This window comes from Noviherbaspirillum soli (assembly GCF_015352955.1).
Classification (GTDB): domain Bacteria; phylum Pseudomonadota; class Gammaproteobacteria; order Burkholderiales; family Burkholderiaceae_D; genus Noviherbaspirillum_A; species Noviherbaspirillum_A soli.
Genome location: NZ_JACYOX010000011.1, coordinates 74,303 through 93,047 on the forward strand (window position 1 = coordinate 74,303; position 18,745 = coordinate 93,047).

Annotated in this window: 18 protein-coding genes; 6 read left to right on the forward strand and 12 right to left on the reverse strand. The window is 55.7% G+C overall.

Going from position 1 to position 18,745, the window contains the following annotated elements; translation table 11 throughout:
• Positions 1-5: 5 nt before the first annotated feature.
• Genes tnpC (IGW04_RS10750) through IGW04_RS10760 form a run of 4 tightly spaced genes read right to left on the reverse strand, consistent with a single transcriptional unit; the run spans position 6 to position 3,805 of the window.
• Positions 6-1,517, reverse strand: a complete 1,512-nt coding sequence (tnpC, locus tag IGW04_RS10750) for an IS66 family transposase (RefSeq protein ID WP_194713072.1) — start codon at positions 1,515-1,517, stop codon at positions 6-8.
• Positions 1,518-1,576: 59 nt separating this feature from the next.
• Complete coding sequence (tnpB, locus tag IGW04_RS10755) at positions 1,577-1,912, reverse strand: IS66 family insertion sequence element accessory protein TnpB (RefSeq protein ID WP_194713073.1); 336 nt, start codon at positions 1,910-1,912, stop codon at positions 1,577-1,579.
• Positions 1,909-2,214, reverse strand: coding sequence for a transposase (locus IGW04_RS25695; protein ID WP_323744845.1), 306 nt, complete (start codon positions 2,212-2,214; stop codon positions 1,909-1,911). The genes tnpB (IGW04_RS10755) and IGW04_RS25695 overlap by 4 nt, the downstream gene beginning before the upstream one ends.
• Complete coding sequence (locus tag IGW04_RS10760; RefSeq protein ID WP_323744843.1) at positions 2,120-3,805, reverse strand: methyl-accepting chemotaxis protein; 1,686 nt, start codon at positions 3,803-3,805, stop codon at positions 2,120-2,122. The genes IGW04_RS25695 and IGW04_RS10760 overlap by 95 nt, the downstream gene beginning before the upstream one ends.
• 76 nt (positions 3,806-3,881) lie before the next feature.
• On the opposite strand from IGW04_RS10760, the gene IGW04_RS10765 reads away from it, so the two are divergent.
• Positions 3,882-4,763: an AraC family transcriptional regulator gene (locus IGW04_RS10765; protein ID WP_194713074.1), complete on the forward strand. Its 882-nt coding sequence runs from the start codon at positions 3,882-3,884 to the stop codon at positions 4,761-4,763.
• A 5-nt stretch (positions 4,764-4,768) separates the two neighbouring features.
• On the opposite strand, the gene IGW04_RS10770 is transcribed toward IGW04_RS10765, so the two are convergent.
• Positions 4,769-5,650 carry a hypothetical protein gene (locus IGW04_RS10770; protein ID WP_194713075.1) on the reverse strand — a complete coding sequence of 294 codons (882 nt, stop codon included), beginning with the start codon at positions 5,648-5,650 and terminating at the stop codon, positions 4,769-4,771.
• Between the two features lie 261 nt (positions 5,651-5,911).
• On the opposite strand from IGW04_RS10770, the gene IGW04_RS10775 reads away from it, so the two are divergent.
• Entirely contained in the window at positions 5,912-6,472 is a 561-nt protein-coding gene (locus IGW04_RS10775; RefSeq protein ID WP_194713076.1) for a hypothetical protein, read from the forward strand.
• A gap of 1,051 nt (positions 6,473-7,523) precedes the next feature.
• Here the strand turns inward: IGW04_RS10775 and tnpC (IGW04_RS10780) are convergent.
• The 3 genes from tnpC (IGW04_RS10780) to tnpA are packed head-to-tail and all read right to left on the reverse strand — an operon-like array spanning position 7,524 to position 9,780.
• Complete coding sequence (gene tnpC, locus IGW04_RS10780; RefSeq protein WP_194713077.1) at positions 7,524-9,032, reverse strand: IS66 family transposase; 1,509 nt, start codon at positions 9,030-9,032, stop codon at positions 7,524-7,526.
• Between the two features lie 59 nt (positions 9,033-9,091).
• Positions 9,092-9,427, reverse strand: a complete 336-nt coding sequence (gene tnpB, locus IGW04_RS10785; RefSeq protein WP_194713078.1) for an IS66 family insertion sequence element accessory protein TnpB — start codon at positions 9,425-9,427, stop codon at positions 9,092-9,094.
• Entirely contained in the window at positions 9,424-9,780 is a 357-nt protein-coding gene (gene tnpA / locus IGW04_RS10790; protein ID WP_194713079.1) for an IS66-like element accessory protein TnpA, read from the reverse strand. Before tnpA ends, tnpB (IGW04_RS10785) begins: the two co-directional genes overlap by 4 nt.
• 839 nt (positions 9,781-10,619) lie before the next feature.
• Here tnpA and IGW04_RS10795 point away from each other — a divergent pair.
• Complete coding sequence (locus tag IGW04_RS10795) at positions 10,620-11,351, forward strand: response regulator transcription factor (protein WP_194713080.1); 732 nt, start codon at positions 10,620-10,622, stop codon at positions 11,349-11,351.
• A 303-nt stretch (positions 11,352-11,654) separates the two neighbouring features.
• Positions 11,655-12,950, forward strand: coding sequence for a cation:proton antiporter (locus tag IGW04_RS10800; RefSeq protein ID WP_194713081.1), 1,296 nt, complete (start codon positions 11,655-11,657; stop codon positions 12,948-12,950).
• A gap of 326 nt (positions 12,951-13,276) precedes the next feature.
• Here the strand turns inward: IGW04_RS10800 and IGW04_RS10805 are convergent, their stop codons facing one another.
• Together IGW04_RS10805 and IGW04_RS10810 are read right to left on the reverse strand one after the other, a co-directional pair.
• Positions 13,277-13,528, reverse strand: a complete 252-nt coding sequence (locus IGW04_RS10805; RefSeq protein ID WP_194713082.1) for a hypothetical protein — start codon at positions 13,526-13,528, stop codon at positions 13,277-13,279.
• Between the two features lie 12 nt (positions 13,529-13,540).
• Positions 13,541-15,040 (reverse strand): DUF4331 domain-containing protein, encoded by a 1,500-nt coding sequence (locus tag IGW04_RS10810; protein ID WP_194713083.1) that lies wholly within the window; start codon positions 15,038-15,040, stop codon positions 13,541-13,543.
• Positions 15,041-15,510: 470 nt separating this feature from the next.
• Between IGW04_RS10810 and IGW04_RS10815 the strand changes: the two genes are divergently transcribed.
• Positions 15,511-15,684: a hypothetical protein gene (locus tag IGW04_RS10815; protein ID WP_194713084.1), complete on the forward strand. Its 174-nt coding sequence runs from the start codon at positions 15,511-15,513 to the stop codon at positions 15,682-15,684.
• Positions 15,685-15,944: 260 nt separating this feature from the next.
• Positions 15,945-17,015: a flavodoxin family protein gene (locus IGW04_RS10820; protein WP_194713085.1), complete on the forward strand. Its 1,071-nt coding sequence runs from the start codon at positions 15,945-15,947 to the stop codon at positions 17,013-17,015.
• A 43-nt stretch (positions 17,016-17,058) separates the two neighbouring features.
• Here IGW04_RS10820 and IGW04_RS10825 read toward each other — a convergent pair whose 3' ends face one another.
• Together IGW04_RS10825 and IGW04_RS10830 are read right to left on the reverse strand one after the other, a co-directional pair.
• Complete coding sequence (locus IGW04_RS10825) at positions 17,059-17,457, reverse strand: hypothetical protein (RefSeq protein WP_194713086.1); 399 nt, start codon at positions 17,455-17,457, stop codon at positions 17,059-17,061.
• A 912-nt stretch (positions 17,458-18,369) separates the two neighbouring features.
• Positions 18,370-18,711, reverse strand: coding sequence for a hypothetical protein (locus IGW04_RS10830; RefSeq protein ID WP_194713087.1), 342 nt, complete (start codon positions 18,709-18,711; stop codon positions 18,370-18,372).
• Between the last annotated feature and the right edge of the window lie 34 nt (positions 18,712-18,745).

Here is an 18,745-nt window from a genome sequence, read left to right on the forward strand (position 1 = left end):
ACGAATTAGGCAGGCGTCCATCGATGCGGGAGCAAGTCGCTGATACGGCTGGCCGGTAGCGTCGGCAAGCGCTCCAGGACGTCCTTCATGTAGGCGTGCACGTCGTGGCCATTCAGTCGCGCCGAGTGCAACAGAGTCATCACCGCGGCAGCACGCTGCCCCGCCCGCAGGCTACCGGCAAATAGCCAATTCTTTTTGCCAAGCGCAATTGGCCTGATCTGGTTCTCTACCCAGTTGTTATCGATCGGTACCGCACCATCGTCCAGATAGTGCGTCAATGGACCCCAGCGGCCCAGGCTGTAATCGATCGCTTTGGCTGTCGCACTGCCGTCCGGTACGCGCTGCCGTTGTGCCAGCAGCCAGGCATGCAAGGTATCGGCCGCTGGCTTGCCGAGTTGCTGCCTGGTCGCTCGCCTGGCGTCAATGTCGAACTCCTGTACTTGGCGTTCAACGTCGTACAGCACCCCGAACAGCTTCAGTGCTTCTTCGGCGATCTGGCTCTGGTGATTGGCATACAGCTCGTGGAACTTGCGGCGGGCATGCGCCATGCAGCCAGCTTCCATCATGCCTTGCCGGAACAGCGCTTTGTACGCCACATAGTCATCACAGACCAGCGTGCCGCGCCAGTCGCCAAGGAAGTCGCCGGCATGGCGGCCAGCGCGCGATTCGGCGAAGTCGAATACGACTGCCTTCATGGTGCTCATGCTGGTGCTGCAGTAACTCCACAGGTAGGCCCGATGCGTCTTGCCATTGCCCGGCTTGAGCATCGCCACTGGCGTCTCGTCGGCATGCAGGACGGGCTGCGCCAGCAGTTCCTGACGCAGTGCATCTACCAGCGGCTGTAGCTGTACACCGCAGACGCCGACCCACTGAGCCAAGGTCGAGTCCGGGATGGCCAGTCCGGCGCGCCCAAAGATGCCGCTTTGCCGGTATAAGGGCAGATGATCCTGATATTTGGCCACCAGTACATGAGCTAGCAGGCCCGCCGTCGGGATGCCCTTGTCGATGATCTGCGGCGGCACCGGCGCCTGCACCAGCGTTTCGCATTGCCGGCAGACCCATTTACCACGGATGTGACGCTCCACCGTAAAGACGCCGGGCTGGTAGTCGAGCTTCTCCGCCACGTCCTCGCCGATGCGCTGCAGCTGGCAGCCGCAACCGCAGGTGGTGGAATCCGGATCGTGGCGTATTTCCTTGCGCGGCAGCGCGGCCGGCAACGGTGCGCGCTTGGGCTGCCGCTTCCTGTCCTCATCATTGGCCGGCTTGGTCGGCGCGAGTTGTTCGATCTCGGCGGTCAGGGCTTCGATGTCGGTATCGAGGGTCTCAAACAGCATGCGCTGCTGCTCGCCGCTATAGGCTTCGCTGGAAGCGGCAAACTTGAGCCGCTTGAGGATGGCCATCTCGTGCGTGAGCTTGTCGATCAGCGCCTGCTTGCCACGCATCTCCTCCATCAGCCGGCTGGCGAGCTGGCGCAGTTGGTCGGCGTCGAGGGTGGACAGGTCGGGTGCAGAAGTCATGGGCGGCAGTGTGCCAGAACAACTGCCGTATCGGAACAGAAACAGTATACGTACGGGCGTTAGACCACTGCAATGGCGTGGTCAGTGGCCAGCGTCTTCCATGGCAGGCCGGTAACCAGTGCCTGCAACTGCTCGGCGTTGAGCGCTACGGTGGCAATTGGCGCCCCCTCGGTCCAGACGAAGCGGCCGCGATTGAGCCGGCGGGCGGCCAGCCAGATCCCCAAGCCGTCATACACCAGGACCTTTATGCGCGTGCCGCTCTTGTTCGCAAACAGATAGGCATGGTGTGGGCGGGCGGCGCCGAACACCTTCACGACGCGTGCCAGGGCAGTGTCCGTGCCGGCCCGCATATCCAGCGGTTCGCCGGCCAGCCAGATGGCATCAATGCGAATCACCGCAGTACCTCGCGCAGCCATGCTGCGCACTCGGCCGCAGATGCCATCGGCCAGCTGACCGTGGCGATCACTGGACCGCGGCGCAATTCAATGCGTAGTTCCGTAACCTCAGAGGTCAAGGCGGCAGCCTGCAAGGGCACGGGAACGAAGGAGACATGGGGCGCCGTCACAGCGGTGTCCTGGCGTTCGGACGCCCGGGCACGCCACTTATGCACCAGGTTGGCATTGACGCCATGTGCCATGGCGACAGCGGCAATCGATGCGCCCGGCCGTTCGCATTCTGCGAGAATCTGCGCCTTCAGGCTTGCGCCATGGCGGCGCCGACGTACTGTCGTCGAGATTGGTTCTGTCATGAGGTGTCCACTTAAGAAGATAGGTGGACACGATCATCCCTAATATGCCGCGCCTGTCACAAGGTGAGTTCGCTAGGCGCTTACCGCTCTGCTCCTGCGATGCCACCAGGATTTCTCCCATGATGGCGGTCACCCGCTTGACGCTGTCGACGATTTCTTCCATCGTCGCACCCGCTTCTGTCACCAGCTTGCTGCCTGTGCCGATCTGCTCGACCGAATCACTGATCAGGGACTTGATTTCCTTGGCCGCGGCGGCCGACTTCTGCGCCAGGCTGCGCACTTCGGTTGCCACCACAGCGAAGCCCCGGCCCTGTTCCCCGGCTCGTGCCGCCTCGACGGCGGCGTTGAGCGCGAGGATATTGGTCTGGAACGCGATTCCATCGATCACGCCAATGATGTCGGCAATCTTTTGCGCCGACTGGTTGATCGAGCCCATGGTGCCCACCACCTGGTTCATGACCGAACCGCCCCTGATGGCGACCTCCGAAGCGGCAATTGCCACGGCATTCCCATCGCGGGCATTGTCCGCATTCTGCTTGACCGTCGCGGTCAATTCTTCCATCGACGAGGCGGTCTCTTCCAGCGAGGACGCCTGCTGCTCGGTACGGGAGGACAGGTCCATGTTGCCGGATGCGATTTCGCCAGAGGCGGTCGTGATAGCCTCAGTACCGTTACGCACTTGCGCCACAATGGCTGCAAGACTGTCGCGCATTTCCTTCATCGCCGCCATGACGCTGGATTTGTCATCGCCGCTGGTAGCAATGCTGACCGTCAGATCGCCCTGCGCCACGCGGCGCGCAATGCCGGCCACCTCACCTGGTTCGCCACCCAGTTGCCTGAGCAGCCCACGTGTAATCAGGACACCGACGATCACGGCGACCAGCAGCGCCAGCGCCGCGACCGTCATGATGATGTTCACCGACTCGCTGACGGCCGCTTCTGCGGCGCGGCTTTGGTTATCGACGTTGCGCTGGACCGACTTGAGAACGACATCGATGTCGGCGACGATCTGGCGACGCAGCGGCGAACATTCCTTGACCAGAAACTCGCCATATTCCTGCATCTTGCCCGCACTGCGGTACTGGCGTGGACGCTTCAATTCCTCCGCCATCGCCAGCAAGCCCTTCTTTGCCTTTTCGAAGTCGGCATCCCCTTTGAACGCTGGTGCCATTGCGCCAAGCGCGTCGAGATAAATCGCCTTTTGCTGGTCAAGGATGTCAAGTTCCTTGTTCGCGTCCGTATCGCTGGTAAAGATGAAGGCATTTCGAGCAGCCATGCCAGTCTGATCTAAGGCTTCCCGCGCACTGTAGAGCTGCTCCAGCTTCTCAGCGCGGATTTTGTTTTGTGATTCAACCACCGCTTCAACGCCGTACATGCGCGAGAGCGCAAAGGCGGCGAGGACGACAATGAGCAGTGCCATCGCGCCAAATCCAAGCGCGAGCTTGGTACTGATTTTCAGACTTGAGAGTCTTTGCATTTTTTGAATGAAAAGGTTGGCAGTGCTCTTCCAAGAAGAGGACCATGAATATTGATGGACCAAATAAATTTCCAGTTAGTAATACTTACGACGCAATCGTTACCTACTTGAGCTATTATTGGAGCAGTTAGTCCAAAGAATGTACCAATTCATCCAAATGAACGATGAGCTTCTAATTTCACTTCTGTCCCGCTTCAACTTCGCAGCGGAGACCTTTTTCTCGGGCGGCTTTTGCGGTGCAAATGAGTTCAGCGAGAACCAGAAAGTCAGCCACCTGCATTTCGTGCGGCGCGGCCCCGTCACCATGGAACATGACGACGGCTCGACGATCGTGGCCGCGGACCCGACGATCATTTTTTATCCACGGCCCTACAATCACCGCCTGATCGTGGCACCCGGCACCGAAGCCGAACTTGTCTGCGCTAATGTCCAGTTCAAGGAAGCTGAACGCAATCCGTTTGCCCAGTCACTCCCGGATTACCTGGCTATCCCACTGGCAGAGATCGATGGCATTGCTGAGATCGTTGAGCTGTTGTTTGCCCGCGCAGCCACGCAGTCCTTTGGCAAGCGCTTCATGATGGACAAACTCAGTGACATCCTCGTCTTCGAGGTAATTCGGCATGCCATGGAAACCGAACAACTGAAAGCCGGGGTCCTGGCCGGCTTCGCAGATGCCGGCATTGCCAAGGTACTGACGTTGATTCACGAGAACCCGGCGGCGGAATGGCAGGTTGGTACTTTGGCGACCGAAGCATCAATGTCACGCAGCAAATTTGCAAAGAAGTTTCATGACCTAATCGGCATCAGCCCGGCTGCCTATATTGCCGACTGGCGGCTGGACCTTGCGGAAAATCTTCTGCGCCAGGGCCAGCCAGTCAAGTCAGTTGCCAGAGCGGTTGGCTATGGCACGCCGCAGTCCTTTGCCAGGGTGTTCATGGAACGGCGGGGCCAGACGCCAACACAGTGGGCCGCGCGTATGAAAAAACCCGACTCTCCAGAAATGGAAGAGTCGGGTCGGTAGAAAGGTTACTCCCGGGGTGCGGCAAGCACCCCGGCGGCGTCTACAAAACCGCGTTCCTTCAGAAAGGCAGCGACCTCAGCTGGTGCCGGTTGGGTTTCATACAGTGCATTGAGCAAGGACGTCAACTCATTCAGGCCTTTTTGCGCATGTGGCGACCCGTCGTAGATCACGAGCTTTCCTACAGCGGTTTGCCCGGCACCTTCCCACTTTACGAGTAGCCGGCCTGGCGCAGCACCGTCGACCGTACCGTGAACTGCGGACGTTACCTGATCAATCGCCTGCCCAACCGACACTCCCATAGCAGCAGGATCGTCAGGGAAGTCAGATGACAAAAGCAGGAAGCTCTTTTCATTAGCTTTCTGGCCTAACGGGTCATCGTCTTCCGTTTCCGGGAATTTGACGCTATCCCATGTCCAGCCGCCGCCGATTTCGTAGACTTCTACCGCCTCACCCTCGCAGGTGATTGTATGGGGCCGATAGTCTTCCGGATCCTCCCCCACGAACTGCAGGGTAATGATGCCGGTCGCCTCGTTATAGGACAGATCCGGCATGAGCGACACGATTTTCAGGGCCGTCTCCTTGTCGAAGCGGGGCATGCCCCAGCCGTTCCAGGCGCTGCCGTCGCTGAAGCATGGAAGCACCACGTCTTCAGCAAGGAATTCCGCCGTTACCGTGCCGCGGCGCATGACAAGCGCCGGCGCCACAACATACCGACTGGCGAAATCCTCCGCGGATAGGAGCCGTTGAAAACCACCTCCCTGTGGCCAGATCGCAATCCGGCCATCGTCCTCGGTAGAGACCTCGTAGAGGCCACCATGTTCCTTGTGCCTATAGAGGATGCGCGCCTGAGGATGTTCTGCCTTGTTGTTGCCATGTTGGTCGTTCATGTGTTTCTCCATCGTTGAAATGAGTAATCCGCTGTCGCGGGTTTGCCTTACTCATGGAGATGGCGAACATGGAATACCAGGCAATGGGAAACGGGCCAACTGAACTCGAATGTTTCCACAAAAAAGAAAAACCCCCGGCATCAGAAGATGCGCGGGGCGAGTAGAGGTTAAAAAACGTGGTCCAAAAGACCTTTATGCAGCCGCGATGTCATCCGGTGCCTGCTCGCGGACGGCGCGTAGCACCTTGATCCATTCCTTGCAATGTCGCACGGCGCATGGGCGGGCCATGAAAGCATAGCTGCCCCTATTCCGATTTTTGAAACAGCGCAGTACGCCGGCTTCCGCATGCTTGGCACGAAGTGCAGCATTCATGAACATAGACTGATTCCTTTTCTCCACAAGTTGGCTCCGCTGAGCCGTTCGCTTGCCTTGTGTGATGAAGAACATTCGTCAGTAATGCGCCGCGCGAAAGAGATCGATCCCGCAGGCGGAGGCGGTCAGAATTACTGCAATTTCCGAGTCAGAGTTGCAATTAAATCATCAGAGTTAGTGCAATTTGCTCTTGGTGCCGCGGCGATGCCGGCAAATTTAGGGCCGACCATGTGGTTGGCCCTTTCTTCTGACCCGGGAGAAGTGGTGACGACGGCGTCCGCTTTGGCAGCACAAACGATCAAAATGATCGGATCTCGATATGCTGCAGATCGGCCAATACCAGTCTTTCAAATGTTTAGTTTCTCCGTCCGCTTCAACGTTGAAAGCAGACATGATCTTGCCCTGTATAACCGGACACGGTCTAGCGCTTGGTTTGCGTTATTTTTCTAAGCTTGACGCACCAGTCCTTTCTGTATATGTCAGGGGATTTCCATTTCAAAGCCGAATGAGGATGGGACTCCATTGAAGTGTTCAGATACGTCCTGCAATTCACATAGAACGGCAGCGGCCGTATTGCAGGCCATCTGGTTGACGTAGTCGCTTGAGCGAGTTGACGTACCCTTTCAGCCATACCATTGGACTGAGGACTGCAAACTGGCGTATGACCCACCGTGTGCAAATTTTTCAATGTGCCTTTAGCTCAGTACGGTTGAGTCAATAACTATGCCGTAATAGGCAGTTACAAAATAGTTGTTTATTTTTAACATTTTTAAGAGCACAATTGTTCTTGCAATAAAGTTCCGACAGAGCACAAGTTCGCTCGAGTATTTACCGTCGTGGTTCATAGCCAAGGCGGTTTTTTTTACCTGAGTCCGTTATGGGATTGGTATAAAAATGCGGCGTGACATTCATCAGCGTAGGGCCTATGCTGCGCAGCGAGCAGTAATAGCCGTTGATAGAGCCAGCCGCTTGGTCTCAGCAGGTTCAGGCGTAGATAGAGAAGTGGCTTTTCGTTGGATGAAGTTGTGGATGGCTTTCGCAGCTTCCCGCCCGATAAGCAATCCCGCTAATGCTACTGCTAAAGCTGCCTAGGCATATGCGTAAGAAGGTCCGATACACGACTTCGTATAGGCCACATAGACTCTAGAAGCATGCCGGCCGCGTAGGTAGGATACGTATAGTAGATACCTACCGCCGGTTGTCAGGGGTTTTCTTGGCCAAGCACTAGCCGACTAATCCCTTGAGCACACTCCATCGCAGACGAGTGCTCTGTCCCACTCTCACAAGCAACTGCAAAACCAATCTTGTCCCACTGTGGCCAATTGCATTGGCTTTCGTCAACCTTTGGGGGAGAGCACGTTGGATTGAACGACCCTACGCCAAGGTACCAAAAGCAATTGTATGACTCGCTGCCCATATTGGTGAGACGCGCTGCCACTTGGTAGACGCGTAAGCGCCCGGTCATCTCATCTTGACGGGGCTCTGAAGGTAGATGGAGGAATTAAGCGGGCGTCCAGCGATGCGGGAGCAAGTCGCTGATGCGGCTGGCCGGGAGTGTCGGCAAGCGCTCCAGGACATCCTTCATGTAGGCGTGCACGTCGTGGCCATTCAGTCGCGCCGAGTGCAACAGAGTCATCACCGCGGCAGCACGCTGCCCGGCACGCAGGCTCCCGGCAAATAGCCAATTCTTCTTGCCAAGCGCAATCGGCCTGATCTGGTTCTCTACCCAGTTGTTATCAATCGGCACCGCACCATCGTCCAGATAGTGCGTCAGTGGACCCCAGCGTCCCAGGCTGTAGTCGATCGCTTTGGCCGTCGCACTGCCGTCCGGTACGCGCTGCCGTTGTGCCAGCAGCCAGGCATGCAAGGTATCGGCCGCCGGCTTGCCGAGCTGCTGCCTTATCGCTCGCCTGGCATCAATGTCGAGCCCCTGCACCTGGCGTTCGACGTCGTACAGCACGCCGAACAACTTCAAGGCTTCTTCGGCAATCTGGCTCTGGTGATTGGCATACAGCTCGTGGAACTTGCGGCGGGCATGCGCCATGCAGCCAGCTTCCATCATGCCTTGCCGGAACAACGCTTTGTACGCTACGTAGTTGTCACAGACCAGCGTGCCGCGCCAGTCGCCAAGGAAGTCGCCGGCATGGCGGCCAGCGCGCGATTCGGCAAAGTCGAACACGACTGCCTTCATGGTGCTCATGCTGGTGCTGCAGTAACTCCACAGGTAGGCCCGATGCGTCTTGCCATTGCCCGGCTTGAGCATGGCTACTGGCGTCTCGTCGGCATGCAAGACGGGCTGTGCCAGCAGTTCCTGACGGAGTGCATCGACCAGCGGCTGCAGCTGCACACCGCATACGCCAACCCACTGAGCCAAGGTCGAGTCCGGGATGGCCAGTCCGGCGCGCCCAAAGATGCCGCTTTGCCGGTACAAGGGCAAATGATCCTGGTATTTGGCCACCAGTACATGGGCCAGTAGGCCCGCCGTCGGGATGCCCTTGTCGATGATCTGCGGCGGCACCGGCGCCTGCACTAGCGTTTCGCATTGCCGGCAGACCCATTTGCCGCGGATGTGGCGCTCCACCGTAAAGACGCCGGGCTGGTAGTCGAGCTTCTCCGCCACGTCCTCGCCGATGCGCTGCAGCTGGCAGCCGCAAGTGCAGGTGGTGGAATCCGGATCGTGGCGTATTTCCTTGCGCGGCAGCGCGGCCGGCAACGGTGCGCGCTTGGGCTGCTTCTTACCATCGTCCTCGGCTGGTTTGGTCGGCGCAAGTTGCTCGATCTCGGCGGTCAGGGCTTCGATGTCGGTATCGAGAGTCTCAAACAGCATGCGCTGCTGCTCGCCGCTATAGGCTTCGCTGGAAGCGACGAACTTGAGCCGCTTGAGGATGGCCATCTCGTGCGTGAGCTTGTCGATCAGTGCCTGCTTGCCACGCATTTCTTCCATCAGCCGGCTGGCGAGCTGGCGCAGTTCGTCGGCGTCGAGGGTGGACAGGTCGGGTGCAGAAGTCATGCGCGGCAGTGTGCCAGAACAACTGCCGTATCGGAACAGAAACAGTATACGTACGGGCGTTAGACCACTGCAATGGCGTGGTCAGTGGCAAGCGTCTTCCATGGCAGGCCGGTGACCAGTGCCTGTAACTGCTCGGCGTTGAGCGCTACGGTGGCAATTGGCGCCCCCTCGGTCCAGACGAAGCGGCCGCGATTGAGGCGGCGGGCGGCCAGCCAGATCCCCAAGCCGTCATACACCAGGACCTTCATGCGCGTGCCGCTCTTGTTCGCAAACAGATAGGCATGGTGTGGGCGAGCGGCGCCAAACACCTTCACCACGCGTGCCAGGGCAGTGTCCGTGCCGGCCCGCATATCCAGCGGTTCGCCGGCCAGCCAGATGGCATCAATGCGAATCACCGCAGTACCTCGCGCAGCCATGCTGCGCACTCGGCCGCAGATGCCATCGGCCAGCTGACCGTGGCGGTCACTGGACCGCGGCGCAATTCAATGCGTAGTTCCGTAACCTCAGAGGCAATGCCGGCCGCCTGTAAGGGCACAGGAACGAAGGACACATCTGGGACCATCATAGTGATGTCCTGGCGTTTGGCCGCCCGGGCACGCCACTTATGTACCAGGTTAGCATTGACGCCATGTGCCATGGCGACGGCGGCAATCGATGCGCCTGGTCGTTCGCATTCTGCGAGAATCTGCGCCTTCATGGCTGCGCCGTAGCGGCGCCGACGCACTGTCGTCAAGATCGGTTCTGTCATGAGGTGTCCACTTATTAGGTGGACACCATCATCCCTAATATGCCGCGCCTGTCACAAGGTGAGTTCGCTAGGCGCTTACGTAGACGCGCCGGTCACGCAGGGAAAAGTGCAAGGGGCACCACTGCCGCAAGATGTTGCAAAAGTTGCAACAATCTAATACATTACCATTGTTTATGAGAGATCGCATCAGTGGTCCAATGCAGGTCATACAGGGAGGTGGATATGCAACCGCACCGCGATAGTTTTCAACGGAAGGTATCTGCAATGCGCCGAATGGTCATAGCGCTGGACCGACAAGCTCAGGCTGATTCCATCACCGAAAAAGAACTGGCCAAGCGATGGGTTTCGTTGTGGGGAGCCATCGCCGGAGTGCGCCGGTTCCCGCTAGAAAAGCCGGGCCGAGCCGTCTACAAGAGGCGTTGGATAATTCAACCACGACGAAAGCTGACTCTAACTTGGTGAGATTAACTGACTGGCTCGGTTTTTATGCTACTGGGACCGCGCCAGAGCCAGTAGGCGCTGCGTGGCCACCAAGGACAAAGAAAGTCATGGCCAAAGCCCGGCAAGTCACCGTGGGCGTCTATTCTGTTGTTGCTGAAACGGACTTGAGACGACCATGCAATAATGCATTCCGGCAATCTCGGAAGTTTTCCCGTCTTGATACTTGTATTAATACTCGGTGAGCGTTCACGTATTACCTCACCATCTTGCGGGAAACACAGCTTCTGCCGCCTAGCGTCGTGAAATGAAAATTGTTACAAAATGTAATTTACTTTACCCTGTGAAAGGTTGACAATAATTCATCTTTCCTGAACGCATTCAAGATGCCCGCGCCCACTATGAAAATTGCCATACTCGATTTCGACCTGAGCGAAGGTAAGTCTATATGCGAGGTCTTCGGGAACATCGGGCATGAGTGTGACCAGGCTGCCTCCAGCATAGAACTGCTGAAGAAACTGCGTCATCAGCCCTTTGATGCTTTGGTCATCGGTCTAAAGCGCCCGGAAGAAGAACGGGATTTCGTCAAGGCAGTGCGCAAACAGGTGTCCGCAGCAATACCAATTCTGTTTATTACCGGTTCTGCAAACGAGGATGACGTCATTGCCACCCTGGACGCCGGCGCTGATGATTACATGTTCAGGCCGACCCGGCGCAGGGACCTTATTACGAGGGTATTAGTGCTGTTGCGTCGAGCCTATCCATCCCAAGCGGACGACGAAAAACTCGAAATTGGGCCCTACGTTTTCGAGCCGCGCCGGGGCCGACTTACTGTCATGGGCAAGCCAGTGGACGTAACAAGAAAAGAGTTCGATCTTGCACTTCTATTTCTGCGTAACGTTGGCCAGCCGCTATCGCGGAGCCTCATTGTAGAAACGGTTTGGGGAGGAAACCTGCCGGGAATATCGCGCACCATGGACACCCATGTATCACGGGTACGTAACAAGCTGAGCTTGATCCCAAGCCGCAACTATCGCCTTTCCCCTGTATACGGCTATGGTTACCGTTTAGACGAGATCAAGGCAAATAATGATACCGGGCAGACCAACGGCCATTCTGAACGCAATAGGTAATGTCGCACTGGCGGTCCGGTTGCGCTCAGCAAAACGCTCGCCCTTGGTGTTTCGATAGATAACCGCATTTTGGATCTCGAAAAGGTAAGCATTTCGGGTATGGCCCACAGTAAAAGGCTTAACGTCTCCCCGGTTGTATTTCAGAAGGTTGTAGTAGATGTGCGGCAACCAAAATGGCCGCTTCCTACTGCATTGCAGTCTTTCTGATGAATGGGCTTTATGATCGATCGTGGATAACATCAAACAGTGACATATCTGGCCTGACACGTTCTGTCAGATCAAGTTGGAACCACTCACTTTACGATGACGACTGCCCACTGGTTTTTGCTGATTGGCGTCCTCATGCTTGCGCGTGGATTAGCCGCAACGGCCATCACGCGTCTGCCGGTTTCCTCGGCCATGTTCTACCTCACCGTCGGCCTTGTGCTCGGGCCAACCTTTTTTCATATCTTTACATTTGATCCACTGAAGCAATCTTCCACCCTGGAAGTCGCCACCGAAATTGCGGTTCTCATTTCATTATTTTCTGCCGGTGTCAAAATGCCGGTGCCTGTTACGATAAAGCGATGGGCCGCACCAGTCCGCCTTGCTTGGGTCTCCATGACGATTACGGTGTTCATGGTAGCGGCGTTTTGCTATTTCGCATTTCACCTCCCATTGGGAGCCGGCATCTTGCTGGGTGGGATTCTCGCCCCGACAGATCCGGTATTGGCTACAGACGTGCAGATCCGGCGCGCAGGTGACAGCGACGAACTGCGTTGTATGCTCACATGTGAAGCTGGCATGAATGACGGTAGTGCGTTTCCCTTCGTTATGTTGGGGCTTGGTATGCTCGGGTTGCACGAAATCGGCTCGTTCGGGAAAACGTGGATGCTCGTTGACGTGGTTTGGGCCACCATTGGCGCCATTCTAATCGGCGTGGTGAGTGGCGCGGCACTGGCTAGAGTTGGTTGGATGCTGCGGTGCACCGATCCCAAACATGACGTGCTCGACGATCTGGTAGGGCTAGGTCTTATTGCCGTCGTCTACGGTCTGTGCGTTTCTTTTAAAACATGGGGGTTTTTAGGAGTCTTTTTCGCCGGTGTAGCACTTCGCCATACTGAATTGGTTCTCGCTGGAGCACCGCGCGACAAAACAGGTATTCTTGAGTCAGACATGTCCAAGTCAGACGCGGCAAAGGAAGACCCGGAGCATCATGCACCACTAACAGTAAGTGCCGAGGCACTGGTATTCAAAGAGCATCTGGAACGACTCTCCGAATTAATGCTGGTTTTGCTGGTGGGCGGAATGATCTATCTCGGCCAGTGGAGCTGGCGTGCGGTAGGGTTGGCGGCGTTCCTGTTCTTCGTAGCTCGACCGTTAAGCGTTTTCATTGGCCTGGCCGGCACCCAGACCTCGCTCCGACTGCGCGCCATCACCGGCTGGTTTGGTGTACGCGGAATCGGCTCAGTCTATTACCTCATGTACGCGATTCAGCATGGCCTGCCAGAAAACTTGGCGCGGGAGATGGCATCGCTCACGCTTACTGCCATCATGCTATCAGTCTACATACATGGCATTAGCACCAAGCCAATACTGGCGCGTTTCTGGCGGGATTAAGCCTCATCATGGAAACGGCAAGCAGATGCGTTGGAAGATTCGTGCCCTGAAGCCAGCTTCCGCTGATTGTCGCATTCCAGACCTTCGAGAACTCAGTCGTGGATAGCTGGTTTGGGTCGTTCTGTGCTGGCCGGTGAAAGATAGCAGCCGGCCAGAAGCGGAAGTTGATGACCCATTACTGTATGTCTGCTTACCAACCAGAGGCAAACGCTAATTTTGTTCGGTGCGCCGTATTTTTTTCCGTGCTGTTGTGTAGACCAGGCAACTTTGCTGCGGAATGGATAACGCTGATGGTTCTCCATTCCGCACATTTTGCACAGCTAGGGTTAAAGCTCCGCAGCGGGTTCAATTGTCTCCGGCGTAGTAACCGCAATCGAGGTAATGTCGACTGGCTCGGTTGTTTCCGAACTGGATGCAATCACCGACTGAACCTTGGCAAAGAAAGCATCCGATGCCCCGGCGCTGCTACCTGAGTTATTGCCGGACTGATTATCGTTCGAATCACTACCGCCGCAAGCTGTCAAGACAAGCAAGAACAGCAGGGCCGATACGGAATGGAGGATTTTTTTACTGGTCATAATGGGTCTCCATTACTTATTGAAGTTGCCTGGGAGCGGTGCGCTGAGATACGGGAAAGTTTGCAGATAATCCGCTGCTGTCTTGCGCACCCCATCTGTCAGGGCCAGTCCACCGGCGGGCGCATCCGCCGGCTTGCAGCCAACTTGCAATGTGTCAGTAGGCCCAGTAAGCACGCATAGTGCCCCCATTGCAACGCGCAGTGACAGGTCAGTTACGTCGTCTGCCGGACGGCGACCATTTGGAAAGCCTGCCTTATCGCCGCCAGCCACTCCCAGCGGATTCTGGGATGTAGCAGCGACCGGCGCAATTGATGTGTTCAACCGCATCATCTCCGATGCTGTAACGGATTTCGGCTGGTTCAAGCCACTGATTCCCTTCAGGAATACAGTGACAAGGTCAGTGCGCGGGAAATTTGTCGGTGCCTTGGCACTCGGGAACAGAGTTTCAACCAGCTTCGGCAAGACCGGATTCGTTACATAGTTGATGAACTGGCCGTCGTCCTTTGGCTTGGAGGCGTTGAAGCGATCCTTGTCGTCTATTCCAATTACTACTTCATTGACCAACGGCATACCAATGCGTGAGATTTGGGTCCAGGCGCCGCCTTCCTTGGTCGCGTTATTTAAACCGGAGCCAGGAGTTGGATTCAACAATCGGCCCTGACGCATGCTTGCTGTCGTGTAGCCACCAATTACCGGGTCACCTGCTGTCGTCGCAAGACAGGCAATCGGCACTTCCATGGCAATGGTACTGATATTCTTTTGTTCCAGGTCATTCTTATTGCCGGCGTTTTCGGGTCCAAGCGGGTTCAGATTGAACAAGTCAAAAATTTTACCGACGGCTATATAGAAAGGTTCCTTGCGCTGTCCAACGAAGACACGGCCATTGCCGCAACCGGGAATCGCGACCGTGTAAATATGCTGGTTCGCATACGCGTCATACCCGGCTGGAAAGGTCTTTTCACCTATGTTGTCAACCGGCTTATCAAACTCAGTCCCCCCAGCAGTATTGGCCAGGCGCGTACGGGTTCCTGAGCGACGATCGCCTCGAACAATGTCGATCGTGTAGGTTTCCCTAACATTGAGTGCGGCGTCGTTGGGCGCAGATATCGGACCGGAATTAATAAGGGGAATAAGCACCTGCTTATCGCCTACCGGCAGGGCTGTACGCTTGGACGTGTTCTTAAAACGGAACTGAAATGTGATGTCTTCCTGCGCATCGCCATTGCTGTCGATATGAATTTCGTACAGCGCATTTTGATCAAACTGGTAAAAATTAGGGCCACCCTGAGGGTCCTGAAACGGAATGTAGTTAGCCAACAATGTGACATAGTCCTGGCGTCCTGCCTCATAGCTGCGAAACATGTAGAAATCGGTTCCATCGACCTTTGGTGCATTCGTCAGAAACGGTGCTTCGCGATGGCTGGATGCACCAGCGGGTAGGGGAAAAGCACCTACGATGGCGGCAAACAGAACTGAGCTCTTCAACAATGACACGGCTACTCTACGACGCATGGCTGTCTCCTCAAGGACGTTGAAACCAGGAATGATTTTTCAAGCTTAACCAGAAAGCTGAAGACGGAGTGTAGAAACAAAAGTGATGTGCATTGTGGAACATGTCATCTTTTATTGCGCGTTTCGTAGTTCGGACAGTCAAAGACAGAGATGTGCTCTGGCATACCCTATGCCATACCCGAATAGTCGGCACAATTACTGCTTTTCGACAAGTGTTGTAACAGCGGCTGATCTGTATCTTTCATCTCATGTCTTGGACTAAGCGTCGGCGAAAAATATAAGTTTGCACAATGGTTGAGTTCCTGCTTACACGCTTTGGGACACACGGCTTATCACGACGATTTCTTTGATGGTGTAGCTGAAATAGTTGAAAACTCGGAACTCAATTGAATGTCTTTCATCAAATCTTCTAAAGCCATAGAGCGCGTGCGCTTTAGTCCACTTTAACTTAATTTCTCAAGGAGAATATTGTGCCGCAGGGTGATAAATCAGCTTATACAGAGAAGCAGAAACGCCAAGCCGAGCATATTGAAGAGGGATATGAGAAACGCGGCGTGCCGGAAAAGGAGGCAGAGCGGCGCGCTTGGGCAACCGAGAACAAGATTTCCGGTGGCGGCAAAAAATCTGGATCCGGAAAACGGTAACGCTGTGTATGTCATCTATAACCACTGCATAAGCTTTCTGGCCCAGAGATTGCAAATCAACGTCGCGGTCCGCTAAGCCGAACCAAGTTCAAAGAACGCTTCATGAAGGTAGTCAGCCGCTCGCAGAATATGTGTGGTATATGCCTTGTTCCGAGCGTATTGACGTGCGGTCGATCAGGCTGCGCCGCGCGTTATCTATGCGCAGGCAAATTGCATTGGCCTCCCAATTTTATTCGCTTTGACTCCGAGTTGACAAAACCATGACAAAACCGCGCAAAGGCCAGTTTGGCGAGATGCTCAGCCGTGATGAATTCCGTTCCCGCTTTCAAGGTTCCTTCGGACATCCCGCATTCGAAAAAGTTGGCGGGGCGCTGGCGCAAGTGGAAGAGGTGGCATGGGACGCCTATATCAACGAGAAAAAGCTCGCCCGCACAGAAAAGGCAGGTGCTGAATTTTCTGATCCCGATTATGAGCTCTCCGTTGAATGGAAACAGACCAGAGATCGCTTGCTCGCCGCCGAGGCGACGCAAAAGGATGCCGGCACGCGTTCGCGAGTGTTGCTGATCTGCGGCTCAGATCGCAATGACGGTACTTGCCCAGGCGAGATGTCCAAGACCTTCAGGCTGACGCAGATTGCCCGTGAGGTTCTGGAAGCGGAAGGCATCGAGGCGGATGTCTTAGACCTGAGTCGCCTGATTTCCGATTACGACTGGCATATCCACCCGTGCAAGGGCTGCGTATCGACTGCCATGCCGCTGTGCCACTGGCCATGCAGCTGTTATCCGAACCACGGCCTTCGCCAGACGAATGACTGGATGGGGGAGATCTATGAAAGATGGGTAGCTGCGCATGGCATCATCATCTTCACACCGGTGTACTGGTATCAATCTCCCAGCGCGCTGAAGCTGATGATCGACCGCCTGGTTTGCGCCGATGGCGGCAATCCCGATCCGACCACCACTTCGGGCAAGAACGCCGAAATGGCAAAGGACTTGGAACTGGCCGGATGGGCATATCCCAAGCACCTGGCAGGCCGCACCTATGGTCTCGTCGTACATGGCGACGTTGCCGGGATCGAAGGCACGCGCAGGGCGCTTTCCGACTGGCTCGACTGGATGGGCCTGATTGACGCCGGTACCCAGGCGCGCCTGGACCGATTTATCGGCTATTACCAGTCCTATGCGAAGAGCCATGAGGTGCTGGATCGCGACGAAGCTGTGCAGGAGGAAGTGCGCAACGTAGCGCGCACGGTGCTTGAAGCCGTTGCCGAATTGAGGGCAGGCCGCTTGTCCATGCCTGACCGCGCACTGTCCCGTCCTCGTCCTAAGTAGGCTAGATAACAAGCTGACCTAGGCCGTAGAGGCGATTAACCGGCTAGCCCCGATAACCCACCCACGTCGGAGGGTGCTGCAGTATCCAACTTTGTTTATAACGTTGTTTCTTGAAAACGCTTACATCAAGCAGGTCGTTGTAACTACGCGGCCCCATTTGCTGGTCGTCCATGGTCGCTATTTCAATATCGAAAAGCGGTGGGACGAGGTCACGCGCAAAAAGGATGGTCATTGTACTGAGCAGTCGAGCCTTGCGTACATCCTTGCCTGCGCAGACGTATTTTTCAACAATCAAGTTTCCAGCACGGCATATCCCTTTCCTGATTTCTTCTGAAGACAGGATCGTACCGTCGCGGTACATACATCGCATCGTAAATAGCATGTCATGATGACCTTCCAGCTCATAAGGGGTTCTGCGTTGCAGGCGAATGTGCTTGTTCATGCGCATATTTACGTTGCCCCATCTAGACCAACGTAGCTCAGGTTTAAAGTACGTGCGAAATCCGTGCGCAAGGTCGAGAACCGTCATCAAGCATATCGGTCTTCCAAGACCATTGACGATTTAGACTCAGCAACGATGAGCAACGTAACAAGCCTTATGCTGAAGAGACTTATCCGCAAGATAGAGATGCACGAATGTTGCATTTATGCCATTAACTGTAAGCTAAAAGCACTTGCGGAGAAGAACGCTACCCAGAATGGGCCCTACGCAACATTGCTTGAGAGACGCGACTTTCTACAGGACTCACTCGACGTACTTCAAAAGTGCCTAATCGACTTTCGCAAACGTCTTCACTAAATGCATTCTGCAAATCCTTGTTAGGCTCCCCCAACTAGGCAATGCCACGATGGTCACCGTGTCCGTGCCCGGCATCTTGTGAAGCGCCACGTCAATTCCACAATAGAATAATAATGTCCCCTTATTGTTTATAGAGCGGACGTTCATGTGATATCTGCCAGTGTCTGCAACGGGTCGACAGCCGGCATCCGCAGATGCTCTTGCTATGACCGGTAGCCGCCCGCTAGCAGACCTTACTGAAGATACCAGTGGTCCGGGGACGAAATCATAAGGGTCGCCCAGACGGTTGCTCCTGCTTCTCCAGGGTCGGTATCTCTCAAGACACTCATTGCAACAACTACGGCTCGGGAGTAGGCAAACTGCATTAACTCTGACGTCCCGAGAGGCTTTACGTTGAAGCCGAGATTCCTAAGCCGTTGGTTTATATCCTCTCGCGGTTGCAATAACTCTGGCGGCCTCCGGCAGGACAAAAAAAACACCGCAGGCGATTGCTCGCCGCGGTGCTTCTCTACCTACTACTCGCCGAGCGCGATCAGCGAGGCCGGCATCATGCCATTACTTGTGCTCTTTGTGAACCTTCGCGCCAGCGTCGATCTGGGCTTCAGCCACATCCTTCTTGGCAGCCAGGATCTTTTTGTCGGCCTTGGCCTGTGCATCCGCCTTGGTTTTTACAGCCTTGGCATCGGCCTTTGTGTCGGTCACAGCCTGATCCGCCACGGCCTTATTGATCTTTTCGGTCGCCTTGATTTCAGCCTTTTCGACTTTCGCAGCAGCTTTCACATCGCTCTTGGTGGCCAGCTCGCTTTTGGCGGCCGGTTCCGTGACCACAGCAGGTGCCTGGGCAAAGGCAACACCAGAGAACAGGGTAGCGGCGATCAGAGCAGACAGTTTTTTCATGTGGACCTCAGTGGTTGTTGAACAGTCGAAGTGC